Raw genomic sequence first — 18,216 nt, forward strand, 5'->3', positions numbered from 1 at the left:
CATTCGCGCAACGCATCGGAAAGCCCCGCCTCGCGCGGGGCTTTTCCTTTTCATCCCCGCTGCCTAGATTGCGCCCCGTGAAGGAGCCCCCATGATCTATGCCTCGGGACAAGACTGGACGCAAAGCCCCCGCAAGCGGGTGCTGCTGTTCGGCATGTCCGGGCTGGGAAAGACGCATCTGTCGAACATGCTGCGCGCCTCGGGCGACTGGTTCCATTACAGCATCGATTACCGCATCGGCACCCGCTACATGGGCGAACTCATCGCCGATAATTTCAAGCGCGAGGCGATGAAGGTGCCGCTTCTGCGCGAGTTGCTGATGTCGGACAGCGTTTACATCGCCTCGAACATCACCTTCGACAATCTCGCGCCGCTGTCGACCTATCTCGGCAAGCCGGGCAGCGTCACCAAGGGCGGTCTGCCATTCGACGAATATATGCGCCGCCAGAACCAGCATCGCGCGGCCGAGATCGCGGCGCTGATGGACACCGCGCATTTCATCGACCGTGCCGCCGAGATCTACCGGCTGGAAAACTTCGTCTGCGACACTTCCGGCTCGATCTGCGAGGTGGTCGATCCGGATGATCCCGACGATCCGGTTCTCGCGGCGCTGGAAAAGCGGATGCTGCTTGTCTGGATCAGGGGCAGCGACGCCCACACCGCCGAGCTGGTGCGCCGCTTCGACCGTGCGCCGAAACCGATGTACTACCTGCCCGACTTCCTCGACCGGGCCTGGGTCAATTACCGGATGCAGAAGGGTCTGCGCGAGGACGAGGTCAATCCCGACGATTTCATCCGCTGGGCCTATGCAAGCGCGCTTGAGAACCGTCAGCCGCGCTATGCCGCCATGGCCGAGCGCGGCGTGACGATCACCGCGGAAGAGGTTTCTGCGGTCGCCTCTCCGGATGATTTCGATGCGCTCATCGCCCGCGCCATCGACCGCAAATCCGCCTCCGACAAGGACCAGTAAGATGCCGATCACCCTGCCCAACGACCTGCCTGCCTTCGACATCCTGTCGGGCGAGGGCGTCATGGTCATGTCGCCGGGCCGGGCCGCGACGCAGGATATCCGCCCGCTGCGCATCGGGCTGCTGAACCTGATGCCGAAGAAGATACAGACCGAGAACCAGTTCGCCCGGCTCATCGGTGCGACGCCCCTGCAAATCGACTTTCAGCTGATCCGCATGTCGGATCACGAAAGCCGCAACACCGCCGCCGACCACATGGAAAGCTTCTACCGCCCCTTCCGCGAGGTCGAGGCCACGGGCGAGAAATTCGACGGGCTGGTCATCACCGGCGCCCCCATCGAACATCTTCCCTTCGAGCAGGTCACCTATTGGGACGAGCTGCGAAGGGTGTTCGACTGGACCCAAAGCCATGTCCATTCCACCTTCGGCGTCTGCTGGGGCGGCATGGCGATGGCCTATCACTTCCACGGCCTGCCGAAATATCTGCTGGAGGCCAAGGCGTTCGGCTGTTTTCGCCACGATAACCGCGCGCCCGCCTCACCCTATCTGCGCGGCTTCTCGGACGATCTGCTGATCCCGGTGAGCCGCTGGACCGAGGTCCGCGCCGCGGATGTGGATGCCCGGCCGGCCCTGACGACGCTGCTCGCCTCGGACGAGGTCGGCCCCTGCCTGATCGAGGATCCGGGCCATCGCGCCCTGTATGTGTTCAATCACTTCGAATACGACTCGGATACGCTCAAGGACGAATATGACCGCGACGTCTCGGTCGGCAAACCGATCGCCGTGCCGGTGAACTATTATCCCGATGACGATCCCGCGCGTCCGCCATCGAACCGCTGGCGCAGCCATGCGCATCTGCTCTATGGCAACTGGATCAACGAGATCTATCAGTCCACCGAATACGACATGTCGAAAATCGGGCGGCCGCAGGAAGGCTGAGCCCCGCCGGGCGAGTTTCGCCGCCCGGCTATTCCTGCATTTCGGGGTGGTAGATCACCCCAATCACGTCCGAGATCGGCACGAAACCCGGCCCGTAACCGTATCGCTCAAAGCGGCTATCGGCGGCGTTATCGCGGTTATCCCCCATCAGAAACAGGGACCCCTGCGGGACCGTCCCCTCGTAATAAGCGTCCCCCTGCGTATCGGGCGCGAGATTCAGAACCTGATAGCTGATGCCGTTCGGCAGGGTCTCCAGCTCGCGCGGCAGGGTGCAGGTGGCATCTGCGCAATTGCTGCGATTGGATTTGCTGCCATACTCATCCACCGGTGCGATGAAGGGCGGCAGCGTTTCGCGGGTCGCCGCCACTCCGTCGATCACCGGAATCCCGTTCTCGACGACGACATGCTGTCCCGGCGTGGCGATGACGCGAAAAATCATGTCCTGTCCGGTCGCTGCCCTGAAGGCGACCACATCGCCCGGCGCGGGGGCGTCGCTGTCGAGGCGCGCATAAACGCATTGATCCGGCTGCAGATTGGGCGCCATGGATGTGCCGACGGGGGTGTAGCTCTTGCTGACCAGCGTCGCGCAGAGCGGGCAGAAACAAATCGGCCCCGCGACCGCAGCCCCCGCGACAAGGGCAAAGATCAGCACAAGCGCGAACCTCATCCGAAACACTCCCCAACTGCGCAACCGACGCCACGACGGGCGCCGCCTGACCATACTGCACGGGCTCCTGCGGCGGGCAAGCTGGTTTCGCAAGATGTTCGCCCTTCGAAAGCGACACTTCGTTTCGCCTAGGGGGCGGCCGGCCTTGTCGGCCCGCCGCCCCCTTTCCACTGCCGGGCGCAACCGCCATACTGCGCCCAGCGCAACGGAGACGCCCATGGCCAAGTCGGACAACTCGCCCCATCCCCTGCCCTATGTCGGCGAGATCACGAAATATCTGGAAGATGACGCTCCGCAAGAGATCCGCAAGGCCATCAAGGACGCGAAGAAGGGCGAGATGCTGGACCCGTCCTATCCCTACCGCGAAAAGATGGACAAGGACGACTACAAGGACCGGATGGAAGAATTGCAGGTCGAGCTGGTCAAGATGATGCATGACATCGTCATCACCGGCAAACGGCTGGTGGTGGTGTTCGAGGGGCGCGACGCCGCCGGAAAGGGCAGCACCATTGAACGCGTGCGGGAGAACCTGAACCCGCGCAACGCCTATATCGTGGCTCTGCCCAAGCCGACCGACCGCGAATCCCGGCAATGGTATTTCCAGCGCTACACGGACGAACTGCCTGCCGATGGCGAAATCGCGCTGTTCGACCGCAGCTGGTATAATCGCGGCGTGGTCGAAAGAGTGTTCGGTTTTTCGACCGAGCGGCAGCGGAAGCATTTCTTCGATCAGCTTCCGAAATTCGAGGAGATGCTGGTCGATGACGGCACGATCCTGGTGAAGCTCTGGCTGACCGTGGGTAGGGCCGAACAGTTGCAGCGTTTCCTCGACCGCGAGAAGGACCCGCTGAAACAGTGGAAACTGTCTTCGATCGATGTCGAGGGGCTGGCGAAATGGGATGAATATACCCAGGCGATCCGCGACACGCTGAAACGCTCTGATACAACGGTCGCGCCCTGGGTCGTGATCCGCTCGGACGACAAGCGCCGGGCCCGGATCGCGGCGATCCAGACCATTCTCAACGCGGTGGATTATGCCGGCAAGAGCCAGAAGGATATCGGCGAAATCGACGCCAGCATCGCCGGCGGCCCCGACATGATCGAAAGATGATCCCGATGCTGCGCGCGCTGATCCTGTGGCTGGCGATGGCCCTGCCCGCAGCGGCGCAGGAGCTGCCCGACTGGGATTACAACTCGGTCAACGATTTCGCCGGGATTCTGTCCAATGACGACACCCGCATCATCGACCAGGCGCTGATCGCGCTGAACGAGGATACCGGGGTCGAGGGCACGGTGGTGACGCTGACCGACCGGGCGCGCTATGGCGGCACGGACGGGCTGGAAAGCTTCGCGACACGGCTGTTCAACGATTGGGGCATCGGCAACCCCGAGCGCAATGACGGCTTCATGATCCTGTTCCTGCGCGACGACCGCGAAGCGCGGATCGAACTGGGTGCGGGCTATCCGGCAAGCTTTGATCGCGTCGCGCAGGAGATCATGGACGACGAGATGCTGCCCCGGTTTCGCGAAGAGGAGTACTCGACCGGGCTCCGCCGCGGCCTGATCCAGGTGACCGACCGCATCGCCCGGCCCCATGCCGGGGGCGAGACCCCGGCTTTCGACCTTGGCGCGCTGTTGGAACGGCATTTCCAGACGATCTTGTTCGGCGTCTTTGCCTTCTTCTTCAACATCCCGACGGTCGTCACGCTGCGCCGCTGGCTCAATGCCAATCGCTGTCCGAAATGCCGCGAGCGCGGGCTTATCATCGAGCAGTCTCCGCGCCACGAGGATCTCGGCGACGGGACATGGCGCGTGCAGACCGACGAGACGCGGAAATTCTGCCCCAATTGCGAATGGTCGGAAACCAAGGCCACGCAGCGCCGCGACGCGGTGGTGCTGGACCGCAGCGGCCGCGTGCTGCGACAAAGCCGCAACCCATCCTGGACCTCATCCTCCGGCGGCAGCGGCAGAAGTCGCGGCGGCGGCGGGCGCAGCGGCGGCTTCAGCGGCGGCAGGAGCGGCGGCGGCGGCGCATCGGGCAGGTGGTAGGGTTCGGGCGATTTCCGCTCCACCTGGTTTGAAATCGTGGGAATTTCTTGCGCCCGCCGCGAAGCCGCCCATAATCCTTCCTCAGGAACATGAGGGTGGAACAGATCATGCAGCTCGCCGATACACGCAGCATCGTCACCGGCGGCGCCTCGGGGCTTGGGGCCGCCACGGCGCGGCTCCTCCGCGAGGCGGGCGGGGCGGTGGCGGTTCTGGACCGCGATCCGACCGGGCGCGACTTCGCCCGCAGCATCGGCGCGGCCTTCATCGAAACCGACGTCACCGACGAGGCCAGCGTCACCCGCGCCATCGAAGCCGCGGTCACCGAGATGGGCGGCATCTCGGTCTGCGTGAATTGCGCGGGCATCGCCACCGGCGAAAAGACGGTCGGGCGGGACGGTCCGCACCGGCTCGACAATTTCCGCCGCACCATCGAGATCAACCTTATCGGCAGCTTCAACGTCCTGCGCCTCGCCGCCGCCGAAATGGCCCGCAACGAGGGCGAGGAAAAAGGCGTCATCGTCAATACTGCCTCGGTCGCGGCCTATGACGGGCAGGCCGGACAGGCTGCCTATGCCGCCTCGAAGGCCGGTATCGCCGGCATGACGCTGCCCATCGCCCGAGACCTTGCACGCAGCGGGATCCGTGTCATGGCCATCGCGCCCGGCATTTTCGCCACCCCGATGATGCGCGGCCTCCCGCAGGAGGTGCAGGACGGCCTCGCCACCGAAGTCACCTTCCCTAAGCGGCTCGGCGATCCGGCAGAGTTCGCCCGCATGGTCGGCGCGGTGATCGAAAACGGCTACCTCAACGGCGAGGTGATCCGCCTCGACGGCGCGCTTCGGATGCGCTGAGCCCCGATCGCCCGACCATCCTCTGCCCGAATCTTGACCGGCCGTGGCTGCCATGCCGCTTGCGCCTTTGCAGGACGCTCGCTAGCGTCGAGGTGTTAATCATTCAGGAAAGGCCATCCCGACATGACCTTGATGCGCAGCACAGCCATCCTTGCCGCCCTCGCCAGCCCCGCCTTCGCCGCCGATGCCGAACTCACCGTGTTCGACTGGGCCGGCTTTGAAGAGCCGGTGATCTTCCAGGGCTATATCGACAAGCACGGCGACAGCCCGACCTTCGCCTTCTATGGCGACGATGACGAAGCGTTCCAGAAGATCGCCTCGGGCTTTCAGGCCGATATCGTTCATCCCTGCAGCCAGATGGTCTCGAAATACCGCGATGCCGGTCTGATCGAACCTTGGGACACCTCGAAGATCGAGAATTTCGACGATCTCGACCCGGCGCTGATGGACAGCGAGACCATTCAGGACGATGAGGGCGTCTGGTTCATTCCAGCCGATTGGGGCGCAACCGCCATCGCCTATAACACCGAGGATGTTCCCGAAGAAGATGTCCAGAGCCTCGATGTCTTCACCAACCCCGATTATGCGGGCCGCACGTCGCTGCCCGACAGCGCCGACGATGTCTGGGCGCTCGCCTATCTGGCGACCGGCGTCACAGACTGGACGGATGTGACCGACGAACAGTTCCAGGCCGCCGCCGACTGGCTGCGCGAGGCGCATCAGAATGTCGCCGCCTACTGGTCGGACCCTTCCGAACAGGCGCAGCTCATGGCCTCGGGTCAGGTCGATGTGGCATGGTCGTGGAATGACGGCGTGGTCTATCTGCAAGAGGATGACTATCCGGTCGGCTTCCAGCGCGAGGCAGAGGAAGGCTCCTCCAGCTTTATCTGCGGTTTCGTCAACATCAAGGACGGCCCCGGCAACGAGGATAAGGTCTATGACTTCCTCAATGCCTGGCTGGCGCCGGAATCGGCCAAGGGTCTGCTGGACACGATCGGCTACGGCCACTCGACCAAGGCCGGTATGGAGACCATCGCGGATGAGCCCGCCGTGCAGGACGGTCTCGGCCCCATCGACGCGCCGCTTCTGGCGCAGGTGCCGAATGATCCGCAGCAGCGCGAGCGCCAGTTGGCCGAGTTCGAAAAGATCAAGGCCGGATTCTGATCTTTTCCCACGCGTTAACTCGACACGGAAAAGGGCCGCGCCGCGGCCCTTTTTTCATGCCGGCCCGACTGGCTGCTCACGCTTTCGCGCCGCATTTATCGTTGAAAAACCGGGCCGGGCCGCGCAAGATCGCAAAAAAGAGCAGATAAAAAGCAGGCATATGACCATCACCAATTCTCGCGCGCGCGCCGTCGCGCTGTTGGCGCTTACTCTCACCGTCATTGCGGGATGTTCGCGCGACTCCTCACCCTTTCGCCGCGCCGGAGGCGGCGAGCTGAACTGCATGGAGCGGGCGATCTTCTTCGAAGCCAATCGCGCCAGCCGACCCGGCATGATCGCGGTCGGCAACGTGGTGATGAACCGTGTCCGCTCGGATGATTTCCCCGATACGGTCTGCGGTGTGGTCAGCCAGAAGAACCAGTTCGCGCCCGGGGTGATGACGCGCAAGATGAACTCTGACGCGATGCCCGATGTCCGCGAGGCGGCCGTCGCCGTGCTGCGCGGCGAACGGATTCGCGAGCTGGAAAAGGCGCGGTTCTTCCACACTTACGGCTATCGTTTCTCGTATAACAACATGCATTACGTGCTGGTCGCTGGCGGCAACGCCTTCTACGAAAAGCGCAAGAAGCATCTTGTGACGCGCCCGGTCCCGCCGCGCCCGATCGACAGCCATATCATCAATTACTGATCCGGGCCGCCTGTCCGGATGCGGGGCGGCATCGCAGCCGCCCCCTGTCAGTCGGCTCAGCGCAGCGGGATGGAACTGCCCGCCTTGCTGTCCTGATATGCCGCCGACAGCCTGTCATATTCCGCCCGGATCGCCTCGGCCCGCGCGATCAGCTCGGCTTGCCGATCCTCGTCCGCGCTTGAAATGACGTCCGCCACCGAACGCGCGTTCCAGTAATCGTTGCGCCGCTGATAGCCACCCGGATCGAGCGTGAAGACCTCTTTGAGGATCTTCAGATCATGCGGAATGGCAAAGCTGTCACGGCTGTCCTCATGGGTGAAAAAGTCGAAGAAATTGTCGAACCCTGCCCAGGTGATCGCCGAGAGACACATGGTGCAGGGCTCATGCGTCGTCAGGAAGATCAGCTCTCCCGGGGGCGGCAGCTCATCAGACCCGCCCGCGCGTTTTTCGTGGTAGCGTTTGATGAGATGTGTCTCGCCGTGCCATATCGGGTTCTCGGTCTCGTTATTGGTCTCGGCCAGAACCACGCTCCCATCGGATTTTCGCAGCACCGCCGCACCGAAGATTTTGTTTCCCGCCGCGACGCCCTTGCGGGTCAGCGGCAGGATGTGATCCTCGATCGCGCTCAGAAGCGCCTCGGCCAGTTGCGTGTCGTCGATGCCGATCCGTTTGGTCATGTCATTCTCCTGCGCGATGCTCTCGTGACATGGATTATAGACGAACGTCACGCGCTGCACGTCACATCTTCTGCCGCTGTGAACGCTGTGTATGCTTTGCGCACCCTTGCGGGCCAGCTGTCCCGCCCCTATATTTCCCCTGTTCGGGTTCGCCCGGACTATGGACATAAACGCGCTCGTAATAAGCGGATCGGACCCGGGGGCGGTACCCGGCGGCTCCACCATCATTCGCCTTCGTTGGGGGGATCTGGGGCCGAAACAGGATCGACGAACGTCTAAAGGGGTTTGCTTTGTCCCGGTGAGCTACCACCGATATCGGTGCAAATTGTACAGTTGCCAACGACAACCGTGCTCCGGTGGCTCTGGCTGCGTAAGCAGCTCGGGTAACCGAAACCTAACTCCTTGCGCCTAGCAGCGTAAGGCGGGGCCCGCAGGAGCCTTGCAACAGAATCCTGCACCTTTTCCCCCTTCTGCGCCGTTTTCCGGTCATGGCGAAGCCCATCGTGCCGGCGACTGGCGGCTTTTCCTGGCAGAATTTCCGCCCTGATCTGGACGCAACGCGCGCCCCGCGCCAGCTCCAAATTGACAACGCGACCGCCGGCGCCTGTCGCCACAGGCACGGTGATCCGTCTCAACGCCCCCTTTTCATTATGCGCCATTCCCCTATGCTGACCCTCAATGAAGACGAGGGAAACGCAAGCATGACTCGCGCAATCGACTATGGCGGAATGATGCACCGCGCCATGCAGGGCCTGATCGCAGAGGTGCTGCAAAACGTGGCCGCAGACGGCCTGCCCGGCGAGCATCATTTTTTCATCACGTTCGACACCCGCGAAGAAGGCGTCGAGATCGCCGACTGGCTGCGCGAACGTTACCCCTCGGACATGACAATCGTGATCCAGCATTGGTATGACGATCTGGTCGTGAAACAGGACGGGTTCGAGATCACGCTGAATTTCGGCAACTCGCCCGAGCGGCTGATCGTGCCCTTCGATTCGGTGCGCACCTTCGTCGATCCCTCGGTCGAGTTCGGGCTGCGTTTCGAGACGCAGGACCATGACGACGACGAGGACGAGCCGGAACTGGCCGAGCTTGCCGACACGCCCGAGCCAGAGGAACCCAAAGGCTCCGGCGAGGTGGTCAGCCTCGACAAGTGGCGGAAATAACCCGGCATACCGCCGCATACGAATTGCGCATCAGCCCCCTGCCCGCTACAACCCCCACAAATTCGTGAGGGAGCGATAGCCATGACCAAGACCCGCACCGAAACCGACAGCTTCGGCCCGCTCGAAGTGCCTGCCGACAAATACTGGGGCGCGCAGACACAGCGTTCGATCCAGAACTTCCCCATCGGGTGGGAGCGTCAGCCGGTCCCGATCATCCGCGCGCTCGGCGCGATCAAGCGGGCTGCGGCCGAGGTCAATATGGCAAGCGGCAAGCTGGATGAAGAACGGGGCCGCGCCATGGTGCAGGCCGCAACCGAAGTCTTCGAGGGCAAGTTCGACGATAACTTCCCTCTGGTAGTCTGGCAGACCGGCTCGGGCACGCAGTCGAACATGAACGCCAATGAGGTCGTCTCGAACCGCGCGATCGAGATCCTTGGCGGCGAGATGGGGTCCAAGGATCCGGTTCACCCCAACGATCATTGCAATATGGGCCAGTCCTCGAACGATACCTTCCCGACCGCGATGCATGTCGCCATCGGGATGCAGGCGCGCGATGTGCTGCTGCCGGGGCTGGAAAAGCTGGCTGCCGCGCTCGAAGCGAAATCCGAAGAGTTCAGGGACATCATCAAGATCGGCCGCACCCATACGCAGGACGCGACGCCGCTGACGCTCGGCCAGGAATTCGGCGGCTATGCGCATCAGGTCCGGATGGGGATCGAGCGAGTCAAGATGTGCCTGCCCCAGATCTATGAGCTGGCGCAGGGCGGCACCGCCGTCGGCACCGGGCTGAACACTTCGAAAGGCTGGGACACCGAGATTGCCGCCAAGATCGCCGAGATCACCGATCTGCCCTTCGTCACCGCGCCGAACAAGTTCGAGGCTCTGGCCGCGCATGATGCGATGGTGTTCTTCTCGGGCGCGCTGAAGACCGTCGCGGCCAGCCTGTTCAAGATCGCAAACGATCTGCGTCTGCTGGGTTCCGGCCCCCGCTCGGGTCTGGGCGAGCTGATCCTGCCCGAGAATGAGCCGGGCTCGTCCATCATGCCGGGCAAGGTGAATCCGACCCAGGCCGAGGCGCTGACCATGGTCTGTGCGCATGTCATGGGCAATGACGCGGCGGTCGGCATCGCCGGCTCGCAGGGGCATTTCGAATTGAATGTCTATAACCCGATGATGTCCTATAACGTGCTGCAATCCATGCAGCTTCTGGGCGACGCGGCGTCGAGCTTTAGCGACAACATGGTCGCGGGGACACAGGCCAATGTCGAGCGGATCGAGAAGCTGATGCAGGAATCGCTGATGCTGGTGACGGCTTTGGCGCCGACCATCGGCTATGACAACGCCACCAAGGTCGCCAAGACGGCGCATAAGAACGGCACGACCTTGCGCGAAGAGGCGGTGGGGCTCGGCTTCGTAACCGAGGAGGAGTTCGACAAGATCGTGCGTCCCGAAAAGATGATCGGCCCCTCGGACTGATCAAGCTGCCACCGAAACCAAAAAAGGCACGCCCATCCGGCGTGCCTTTTTCTTACACTTCAAAATCTCCACGCCTGACAGAGGGCAGAAAACGGCCACGGGTGACCGCTGCCCACGCTGCATCTGAACAGTTTAGGGCGCCACCCCTCCGAACCCTGGTTCAGCGCGGACCCGCACCGAACTGCCCACAGATGACGCAATCGGCCGGTGCCCGGCGGCGCGATGCGCCTTATGTGCGGGCGGGGTTCGTGTGCTTTGCCAGTCAGTTGGCCCCCGAAGTGGCGTTGCCCACATCTTCCGGCAATAAGGTCAGAACCTGAATCCGGTCAGCAATTGGGTGCTTTCCCCAGTGGCCCGAATACCCAGCGACATCTTTCTGAAAGAAGCGTTGGCGACAAAGCCGATATTCCCCTCAAAGCTGGTCTCAGGCGCAGTATTGGCGTAGCATCGATACCCGATATATGAATCCGCGCAATCCTTAGTGTCTTCGCGGAACCCAATCAAAAGCGCTGCATCGGTGCGGACCCGGTCTGTTTGCGCAAGATTGGCGCCGATCAACAGGTTGAAAGACGTCGCAGGCTCTACCGCCTCATCCTGTCCCCAGGTTGAGTCCAACAAAGTCCCCTCACGCCCCAGATCGGCGCCGAGGATCAGGTTCCGACCCGAAAGTTGGTGCATGATCCCGAAAGATAGCGGTGTTTTATCGCTTTCGTAATCGCCGTCCGAACGCGCATTTCCGCCCCCGATGTAAATCGTCGTGCGATCAAGCTGGGGTGCGGCCATATCCTGCGCAGTTGCGACAGACGCCTGCATTGATGCGAAAGCGGCCAGCAACAAGCCAGTGAATTTGATCATGTATAAATTCCTCTCGGGATCTGATATCTGGTTTGCCGAAGTCGGGTCCGGACGACCAAGCCTGTGTCGCATTTTCAGGGATGCGAGGCTCGGTCGTGGCCGCAATCTGAACGAGAAGCTTTTAGAATTAGTTAACCCGACAGCGAATGACCTTCGGCATCCCTTAGAAATTCTGTGTTCGAAAGTTCCATCACGGATCGCGTCAGAGGTATAAACCGGCTATCAGCATAGGAATAATCCCGCGACGCCTTGGCAATCGTATCAATGACCCAGATCACCAACCTCAACCGCTTCCGCAAACAGAAATCCCGCGAGGACGCCCGCAAACAGGCCGACGCCAACGCGGCCAAGCATGGCCGCACCAAGGCGCAGAAAGCGGCGGAGAAGGCTGACAGGGATCGCGCTGCAAAGCATCTCGACGGGGCCAAGCGTGACGATTGAACTGCCGCCGATGGACGCCCCGGCGAAGCGGTCGTTGACCATCGACGGGCATCGCACCTCGGTCAGTCTGGAGGATGCGTTCTGGCGCGGGCTCGACCGGATAGCGAAAGCGGCGGGCACCACGCGGGCCGCGCTCATCGCGGAGATCGACCATGAAAGACCGCCGGAAATCGGTCTCGCCACGGCCTGCCGCTTGTTCGTACTGGCAGAATTGATGCGCAAGGGGTAAAGCACGGGCCAAAGACAGGAGACCCCGATGATCCCGCGTTACGCCCGCCCCGAAATGACCGCCATCTGGTCGCCGGAAACCAAGTTCCGCATCTGGTACGAGATCGAGGCGCATGCCTGCGACGCGCAGGCCGAACTGGGCGTGATCCCGCGCGAAAACGCCGAAGCGGTCTGGAAGGCCAAGGATGTCGAATTCGACGTCGCCCGCATCGACGAGATCGAGTCCGTCACCAAGCATGACGTGATCGCCTTCCTGACCCACCTGGCCGAGCATATCGGATCGGAACAGGCGCGGTTCGTGCATCAGGGCATGACATCCTCCGATGTGCTGGACACCACGCTGAACGTCCAGCTTGTCCGCGCCGCCGATATTCTGCTCGCCGATATGGACAAGCTGCTGGATGCGCTGAAACGCCGCGCGATGGAACATAAGGACACGGTGCGCATCGGTCGCAGCCACGGCATCCATGCCGAACCGACGACCATGGGCCTGACCTTCGCCCGCTTCTATGCCGAGATGGACCGCAACAGGCGCCGGCTTGAGACGGCACGAGAAGAGGTGGCGACCGGGGCGATTTCCGGCGCTGTCGGCACCTTCGCCAATATCGACCCGGCGGTTGAGGAACATGTCTGCGCGAAAATGGGCCTCCGCCCCGAGCCGATCAGCACCCAGGTCATCCCCCGCGACCGTCACGCCATGTTCTTCGCGACACTGGGCGTCATCGCCTCCAGCATCGAGAACATCGCCATCGAGATCCGCCACATGCAGCGCACCGAAGTGCTGGAGGCCGAGGAGTTCTTCTCTCCCGGCCAGAAGGGATCAAGCGCGATGCCGCATAAGCGCAACCCGGTGCTGACCGAAAACCTGACAGGCCTCGCGCGGCTGGTGCGCATGGCGGTCATCCCGGCGATGGAGAATGTGGCCCTGTGGCACGAACGCGATATCAGCCATTCGTCTGTCGAACGCGGCATCGCGCCGGATGCGACGATCACGCTGGATTTCGCGCTGAACAGACTGGCGGGCGTGATCGACAAGCTGGTGATCTATCCCGAAAACATGCTGCGCAATATGAACAAGTTTAAGGGTCTGGTCATGTCGCAGCGTGTGTTGCTGGCACTGACCCAGGCCGGTGTCTCGCGCGAGGATGCCTATCGGCTGGTGCAGCGCAACGCCATGAAGGTCTGGGAAGACGGCAAGGATTTCAAGGAAGAACTGCTTGCCGATCCCGAGGTCACGGCGGCGCTGTCGGCGGCCGAGATCGAAGAAAAATTCGACCTCGGCTATCACACCAAACATGTCGACACGATCTTCGGGCGCGTCTTCGGTAAGGCGGCATAACCGGGACTTAAGCTTTCTCTGCCAGATTGAGCCCTGCGAATCAGGCGGGGAACATGAATGAATTTGCAGACCGGGCTCACCCCAAGGCAGAAAGCCGCGGTGATCGTGCGGCTGATCGTGGGCGATGGCGAACAACTCTCGCTTGAAAGGCTCTCACCCGAGGCGCAGGCCGCGCTTGCCCAGGAAATGGCGCTGATGGGCATGGTTGATCGCCAGACCCGCGATCAGGTGGTGCAGGAATTCTGCGACTCGCTGGAATCGGTCGGGCTGACCTTTCCGGATGGGCTCGACGGGACGCTCGACATGCTGCACGGGACGCTGTCGCAGGACATCACCGACAGGCTGCGGCGGCGGGCGGCGATGGCGGGCCATGCCGACCCCTGGGACCGGATCGCGGCGATGCCCACCGCGCAGCTGGCCGAGCTGGCGCTTGGCGAGGCGGTCGAGATTGCGGCGGTACTGTTCTCCAAGCTGCCCGTGTCAAAAGCGGCGGAGGGTTTTGCGCTGATGCCAGCAGAGCGCGCGCGCCAGATCGCCTATGCCATGTCGATGACGGGCGGGATCGAGGCCCCTGCGCTGCGCCGGATCGGCGTGGCGCTGCTTCAGGCGGCCGAAGCACTTGCGCGACCTGCCCTCGACGGCGGGCCGGTTGAGAAGGTCGGGGCGATCCTGAATTTCGTCCCGGCGGGCACCCGGGACGAGGTGCTGACAGGGCTGGATGAGGAAGACGCCGACTTTGCCCGGGAGGTCCGCAAATCCATCTTCACCTGGGCCAATATCCCCGAGCGTATCGACCCGCGCGACGTCACCCGGATCCTGCGCGAGGTCGAACCGCTTTCGCTTCAGCGTGCGATTGCCGGCGCCAAGGATGCCAACCTGCCCGCGGCCGAGTTCCTTCTTGCGAATATCTCTGCCCGGATGGCCGAATCGCTGCGTGACGAGATCGAGAATCTGGGCCGGCTGACCGAGGATGATTCCGAGGCGGCGCGGGCCGATGTGGTGGCCTCGATCCGCAGGATGGAGGAGGCAGGCGACCTGTTCCTCATCGCCGGAGAGGCGGAGGAGCATGACGGCGCGGTGTCGATGAATACCGCAGCTTCCTAAGCAGGCTGGTGCAAGGGGACGAGGGCCACGCCATCAATACGCGGTCTCCGGGTTGGCTCGATCCAATACGGGCTCGCTTGATGTCAGTCGTGATTCAGTCCCATTCGGACTGGCGGGATTTTTCCAGATTGCCGAAGCGGGTAAAGCGGCCCTCGAAGGCCAGCTCGACCGTGCCAATCGGGCCGTGACGCTGCTTGCCGATGATAACCTCGGCTTTTCCATGCACCGCGTTCATCACCTCCTGCCATTTCGCAAGCTTTTCCAGCTCGTGATCGGCGGGTTTTTCACGCTCCTTGTAATATTCCTCGCGGAACACGAACATCACGATATCCGCATCCTGCTCGATCGAGCCGGACTCGCGCAGATCGGACAGTTGGGGGCGCTTGTCCTCGCGGCTCTCGACCTGACGCGACAGCTGCGACAGCGCGATGACGGGAATGTTCAGCTCCTTGGCGATCGCCTTCAGCCCCTGGGTAATCTCCGAGACCTCGTTGACGCGGCTGTCCTTGGCACTCGCCGGTTTCAACAGCTGAAGATAGTCGACGATCAGCAGATCCAGCCCCTGCGTCCGCTTGAGCTTGCGCGCCCGCGCGGCGAGCTGGTTGATCGGCAGGGCCGGGGTGTCGTCGATATAAAGCGGGCAAGCCTGAAGATCATTCGCCGCCTGCACAAAGCGGCGGAATTCCTCTTCCGTCATATCGCCAGAGCGGATCTGATGGCTCGGCACCTCCGAGGCTTCGGACAGGATCCGGGCGGCGAGCTGCTCGGCCGACATCTCAAGCGAAAAGAACCCGACCACACCACCTTCGAGCGCGCCTTTCGTGCCGTCGGCCAGCTCGCCAGAGCTATAGGCTTTGGCAACATTGAAGGCGACATTCGTCGCCAGCGACGTTTTCCCCATCGAGGGCCGCCCGGCCAAGATGATCAGGTCGGATTTGTTCAGCCCGCCCATCTTGCGGTCGAGATCGATCAGACCGGTCGGAATGCCGGAAAGCTGCCCGTCGCGCTGATAGGCCGCCGCCGCCGCATCGACCGCGCCGGTCACCGCCTTGAGGAAGGACTGAAATCCGCGCTCGGCCACGCCCTGCTCGCCGAGCTTATAAAGCGTCTGCTCCGCCGCCTTGATCTGTTCCTCGGCATCGTCCTCGACCCGGACCGAGGCGGCGCGCGCGGAAATATCCTGCCCCAGATTGATCAGGTCGCGGCGCAGCGCGAATTCGCGGATCATCTGCGCGTAATCCCGCGCCGCATAAGCCGAGATCGCCGCCGCTGCGAGCCGTGCCAGATAGGCCGGCCCGCCGAGATCCTTCAGCCCCGCATCGCCTTCCAGAAAGGCTTTCAGCGTGACCGGGCTGGCAAGCGCGTTCTTGCGGATCCGCTCCGAAGCGATTTCATAGATGCGGCTATGGACGGGCTCATAGAAATGTTCGGGCTTCAGCAACTGGCTGATCCGGTCGAACACGTCGTTATTGGTCAGAAGCGCACCGAGAAGCTGCTGTTCAGCCTCAATCGAGAACGGGACGGACTGCTCTTCCGATTCGCCTGCGGGAGCGACCTGCTGCAACGCCCTGATCTCGTTCATGCCCTGTCCGTCTCGATTCTTGTATGATTTGTGAAGCTGCCTCTATGCCACAATATATGCCAAATCTGAACGGGCAGACATGAAAATCTGGTGGGCAACTCTGGGGACGGGTTGTGGATAAGCCAATACAATCCGCCGCCCTTCATCCAGGGGCCGATTGCAGGGCGATCCGGGAACGGTGTTCAGTTCCTTAGCTGTTCCGCTCCTGCCAGTCGCGCGGATCGGTAAGGAAGCTTTCGACCTCAGTCAGCGTCGCCGCGTCGAAAGCGCTCTGTGCCTTAGCCTCGGCCAGCACATCCCACCAGGTGCAGAGATGATGCAGCCTCACCCCGTGATCGGCCAGGCGCTGCGTCGTGTCGGGGAAAATCCCGTAATAGAAGATCACCGCCGTATGCGCACAGCTCGCGCCGGTGTCGCGGATGGCGTCGACGAAGCTCAGCTTCGACCCGCCATCGGTGGTCAGATCCTCCACGAGCAACACCTTGTCCCGCTCATCCATGCGGCCCTCGATGCGGGCGTTGCGACCGTAGCCCTTGGGCTTCTTGCGCACATAGCTCATCGGCAGGCCGAGCCGTTCGGCCACCATCGCCGCGAAGGGAATCCCCGCCGTCTCGCCGCCCGCGACATTGGTGAATTCCTCGAAACCCGCATCACGCATCACCGTCGCGCCAAGAAAATCCATCAGCACCTGACGCACGCGGGGATAGGAGATGATCCGCCGGCAATCCACATAGGTCGGCCCTTTCAGCCCCGAAGCATAGGTGAAGGGCTCTGCGGCGTTGAAATCCACCGCCTTGATTTCCAGCAGGGCGCGGGCAGATAGCCGGGCGATCTCTTCGGGCGTCGGGAAAGAGAGTGTCATGCAGGCTCCATCTGCCAGTGAAGGTCGAAACCGGGGTCGAAGACGGTGACGGTTTCCTCGCCCGCGGTGATGGTTTCGGGATAGCGGATCGGCTCGTCCTGTCGGCGCAGCGTCACGCGATCCTCGTTCGGGGGCAGTCGATAGAAGGCAGGGCCGTTCAGCGAAGCGAAGGCCTCGAGCGTTTCGAGCTTGCCGTCCTCTTCGAAGACCTGCGCCAGGATCGACATGGTGTTCGGCGCCGTGAAACAGCCTGCGCAGCCGCATGGCTGCAGCTTGGCCCGGTCAGGATGCGGCGCGGAATCGGTGCCGAGGAAAAAGGGCCCCTGCCCCGACATCGCCGCTTCGCGCAAAGCGAGGCGATGGGTTTCGCGCTTGGCGACGGGCAGGCAATAGTAATGCGGCCGGATTCCACCGGCGAGGATCGCGTTGCGGTTGATGACCAGATGATGCGTGGTGATCGTTCCGCCCATCGCAGCATCCGCGGCGTTCTCGCGGACATAGGCGATGCCGTCCGCGGTGGTGATATGCTCCATCACCACCCGCAGCCCCGGCGTGGCGCGGCGCACCGGATCCAGCACCCGCTCGATGAACACCGCTTCACGGTCGAAAATATCCACCGCCGGATCGGTGACCTCGCCATGCACGCAGAGCGGCACGCCCGCCTCGGCCATCGCTTCGAGCACCGGGCGGACCTTGTCGAAATCGGTGACGCCGCTGGCGGAATTCGTCGTCGCTCCTGCCGGGTAGAGCTTCACCGCCGCGATCAGCCCTTCCGCATGGGCGGCGACCACATCGGCGGGGTCCGTGGTCTCGGTCAGATACAGCGTCATCAAAGGCTTCAGCGCGGCGCCTTCGGGCAATGCAGCGCGGATGCGGGCGCGATAGTCCCGCGCCTGCCCGCCGGTCACCACCGGCGGCACGAGGTTGGGCATGATGATGGCACGGCCGAAATCGGCGGAATGCGGCGTGACGGCGTTCAGCATCTCATCGTCGCGAAGATGCAGATGCCAGTCATCGGGGCGGCGGATCGTCAAAAATTTGTTCATGTTCTTCCAATTATACTGACGCGCGACCCGAGAAAAGCCGGGATGCAGGGTTGCAAGCGCGGTGGGTTGCACTTTTCTTTTCGCAGGTGCAGCATTGGTGAACACATGAAAGGT

Annotated in this window: 19 protein-coding genes and 1 other RNA gene; 14 read left to right on the top strand and 6 right to left on the bottom strand. The window is 62.6% G+C overall.

Annotated features, from left to right (window positions below):
• The first annotated feature begins 91 nt into the window (after positions 1-91).
• Positions 92-970 (top strand): ATPase, encoded by an 879-nt coding sequence (locus PAF18_RS08685; RefSeq protein ID WP_271115362.1) that lies wholly within the window; start codon positions 92-94, stop codon positions 968-970.
• Between the two features lies 1 nt (position 971).
• Positions 972-1,907, top strand: a complete 936-nt coding sequence (locus PAF18_RS08690; RefSeq protein ID WP_271115363.1) for a homoserine O-succinyltransferase — start codon at positions 972-974, stop codon at positions 1,905-1,907.
• 28 nt (positions 1,908-1,935) lie between these two features.
• Here the strand turns inward: PAF18_RS08690 and lepB are convergent, their stop codons facing one another.
• Positions 1,936-2,574 carry a signal peptidase I gene (gene lepB, locus PAF18_RS08695; protein ID WP_271115364.1) on the bottom strand — a complete coding sequence of 213 codons (639 nt, stop codon included), beginning with the start codon at positions 2,572-2,574 and terminating at the stop codon, positions 1,936-1,938.
• A 217-nt stretch (positions 2,575-2,791) separates the two neighbouring features.
• Between lepB and ppk2 the strand changes: the two genes are divergently transcribed.
• From ppk2 to PAF18_RS08720, 5 genes are all read left to right on the top strand, one after another.
• Positions 2,792-3,685 carry a polyphosphate kinase 2 gene (gene ppk2, locus PAF18_RS08700; RefSeq protein ID WP_271115365.1) on the top strand — a complete coding sequence of 298 codons (894 nt, stop codon included), beginning with the start codon at positions 2,792-2,794 and terminating at the stop codon, positions 3,683-3,685.
• Entirely contained in the window at positions 3,682-4,623 is a 942-nt protein-coding gene (locus PAF18_RS08705; protein WP_271115366.1) for a TPM domain-containing protein, read from the top strand. The genes ppk2 and PAF18_RS08705 overlap by 4 nt, the downstream gene beginning before the upstream one ends.
• A gap of 107 nt (positions 4,624-4,730) precedes the next feature.
• On the top strand, positions 4,731-5,474 hold the full coding sequence (locus tag PAF18_RS08710) for an SDR family NAD(P)-dependent oxidoreductase (protein ID WP_271118087.1): 744 nt from the start codon (positions 4,731-4,733) through the stop codon (positions 5,472-5,474).
• Between the two features lie 123 nt (positions 5,475-5,597).
• Positions 5,598-6,638, top strand: coding sequence for an ABC transporter substrate-binding protein (locus tag PAF18_RS08715; protein WP_271115367.1), 1,041 nt, complete (start codon positions 5,598-5,600; stop codon positions 6,636-6,638).
• Positions 6,639-6,798: 160 nt separating this feature from the next.
• Positions 6,799-7,326 (top strand): cell wall hydrolase, encoded by a 528-nt coding sequence (locus PAF18_RS08720; RefSeq protein ID WP_434802210.1) that lies wholly within the window; start codon positions 6,799-6,801, stop codon positions 7,324-7,326.
• Positions 7,327-7,382: 56 nt separating this feature from the next.
• Here PAF18_RS08720 and PAF18_RS08725 read toward each other — a convergent pair whose 3' ends face one another.
• Positions 7,383-8,003, bottom strand: coding sequence for a nucleoside deaminase (locus PAF18_RS08725; RefSeq protein WP_271115368.1), 621 nt, complete (start codon positions 8,001-8,003; stop codon positions 7,383-7,385).
• A gap of 102 nt (positions 8,004-8,105) precedes the next feature.
• On the opposite strand from PAF18_RS08725, the gene ssrA reads away from it, so the two are divergent.
• From ssrA to fumC, 3 genes are all read left to right on the top strand, one after another.
• Positions 8,106-8,462: a transfer-messenger RNA gene (gene ssrA / locus PAF18_RS08730) on the top strand.
• Positions 8,463-8,704: 242 nt separating this feature from the next.
• Entirely contained in the window at positions 8,705-9,169 is a 465-nt protein-coding gene (locus PAF18_RS08735; RefSeq protein WP_271115369.1) for an SspB family protein, read from the top strand.
• 81 nt (positions 9,170-9,250) lie between these two features.
• A complete protein-coding gene (gene fumC, locus PAF18_RS08740; protein ID WP_271115370.1) occupies positions 9,251-10,645 on the top strand; it encodes a class II fumarate hydratase in 1,395 nt (464 codons plus the stop codon).
• Between the two features lie 309 nt (positions 10,646-10,954).
• On the opposite strand, the gene PAF18_RS08745 is transcribed toward fumC, so the two are convergent.
• Positions 10,955-11,500, bottom strand: coding sequence for a hypothetical protein (locus PAF18_RS08745; protein WP_271115371.1), 546 nt, complete (start codon positions 11,498-11,500; stop codon positions 10,955-10,957).
• Between the two features lie 264 nt (positions 11,501-11,764).
• Between PAF18_RS08745 and PAF18_RS08750 the strand changes: the two genes are divergently transcribed.
• From PAF18_RS08750 to PAF18_RS08765, 4 genes are read left to right on the top strand one after another with little or no spacing between them, the layout of a single operon-like run.
• On the top strand, positions 11,765-11,941 hold the full coding sequence (locus PAF18_RS08750; protein WP_271115372.1) for a DUF4169 family protein: 177 nt from the start codon (positions 11,765-11,767) through the stop codon (positions 11,939-11,941).
• Between the two features lie 10 nt (positions 11,942-11,951).
• Positions 11,952-12,170 (top strand): ribbon-helix-helix domain-containing protein, encoded by a 219-nt coding sequence (locus PAF18_RS08755; RefSeq protein WP_271118089.1) that lies wholly within the window; start codon positions 11,952-11,954, stop codon positions 12,168-12,170.
• Positions 12,171-12,197: 27 nt separating this feature from the next.
• Positions 12,198-13,508 carry an adenylosuccinate lyase gene (purB, locus tag PAF18_RS08760; RefSeq protein WP_271115373.1) on the top strand — a complete coding sequence of 437 codons (1,311 nt, stop codon included), beginning with the start codon at positions 12,198-12,200 and terminating at the stop codon, positions 13,506-13,508.
• 57 nt (positions 13,509-13,565) lie between these two features.
• Positions 13,566-14,612 (top strand): flagellar motor switch protein FliG, encoded by a 1,047-nt coding sequence (locus PAF18_RS08765; RefSeq protein WP_271115374.1) that lies wholly within the window; start codon positions 13,566-13,568, stop codon positions 14,610-14,612.
• A 94-nt stretch (positions 14,613-14,706) separates the two neighbouring features.
• On the opposite strand, the gene PAF18_RS08770 is transcribed toward PAF18_RS08765, so the two are convergent.
• The 3 genes from PAF18_RS08770 to pyrC all read right to left on the bottom strand — a co-directional run bounded on the left by PAF18_RS08770 (position 14,707) and on the right by pyrC (position 18,102).
• A complete protein-coding gene (locus tag PAF18_RS08770) occupies positions 14,707-16,194 on the bottom strand; it encodes a replicative DNA helicase (protein ID WP_271115375.1) in 1,488 nt (495 codons plus the stop codon).
• Positions 16,195-16,384: 190 nt separating this feature from the next.
• The gene (locus tag PAF18_RS08775; protein WP_271115376.1) at positions 16,385-17,056 is read right to left on the bottom strand and encodes an orotate phosphoribosyltransferase; all 672 of its coding nucleotides are present in this window, start codon (positions 17,054-17,056) and stop codon (positions 16,385-16,387) included.
• Positions 17,053-18,102 carry a dihydroorotase gene (gene pyrC, locus PAF18_RS08780; RefSeq protein ID WP_271115377.1) on the bottom strand — a complete coding sequence of 350 codons (1,050 nt, stop codon included), beginning with the start codon at positions 18,100-18,102 and terminating at the stop codon, positions 17,053-17,055. The genes PAF18_RS08775 and pyrC overlap by 4 nt, the downstream gene beginning before the upstream one ends.
• Positions 18,103-18,216: the final 114 nt, after the last annotated feature.

The sequence above is a fragment of the Paracoccus sediminicola genome, from assembly GCF_027912835.1.
Lineage (GTDB): Bacteria > Pseudomonadota > Alphaproteobacteria > Rhodobacterales > Rhodobacteraceae > Paracoccus > Paracoccus sediminicola.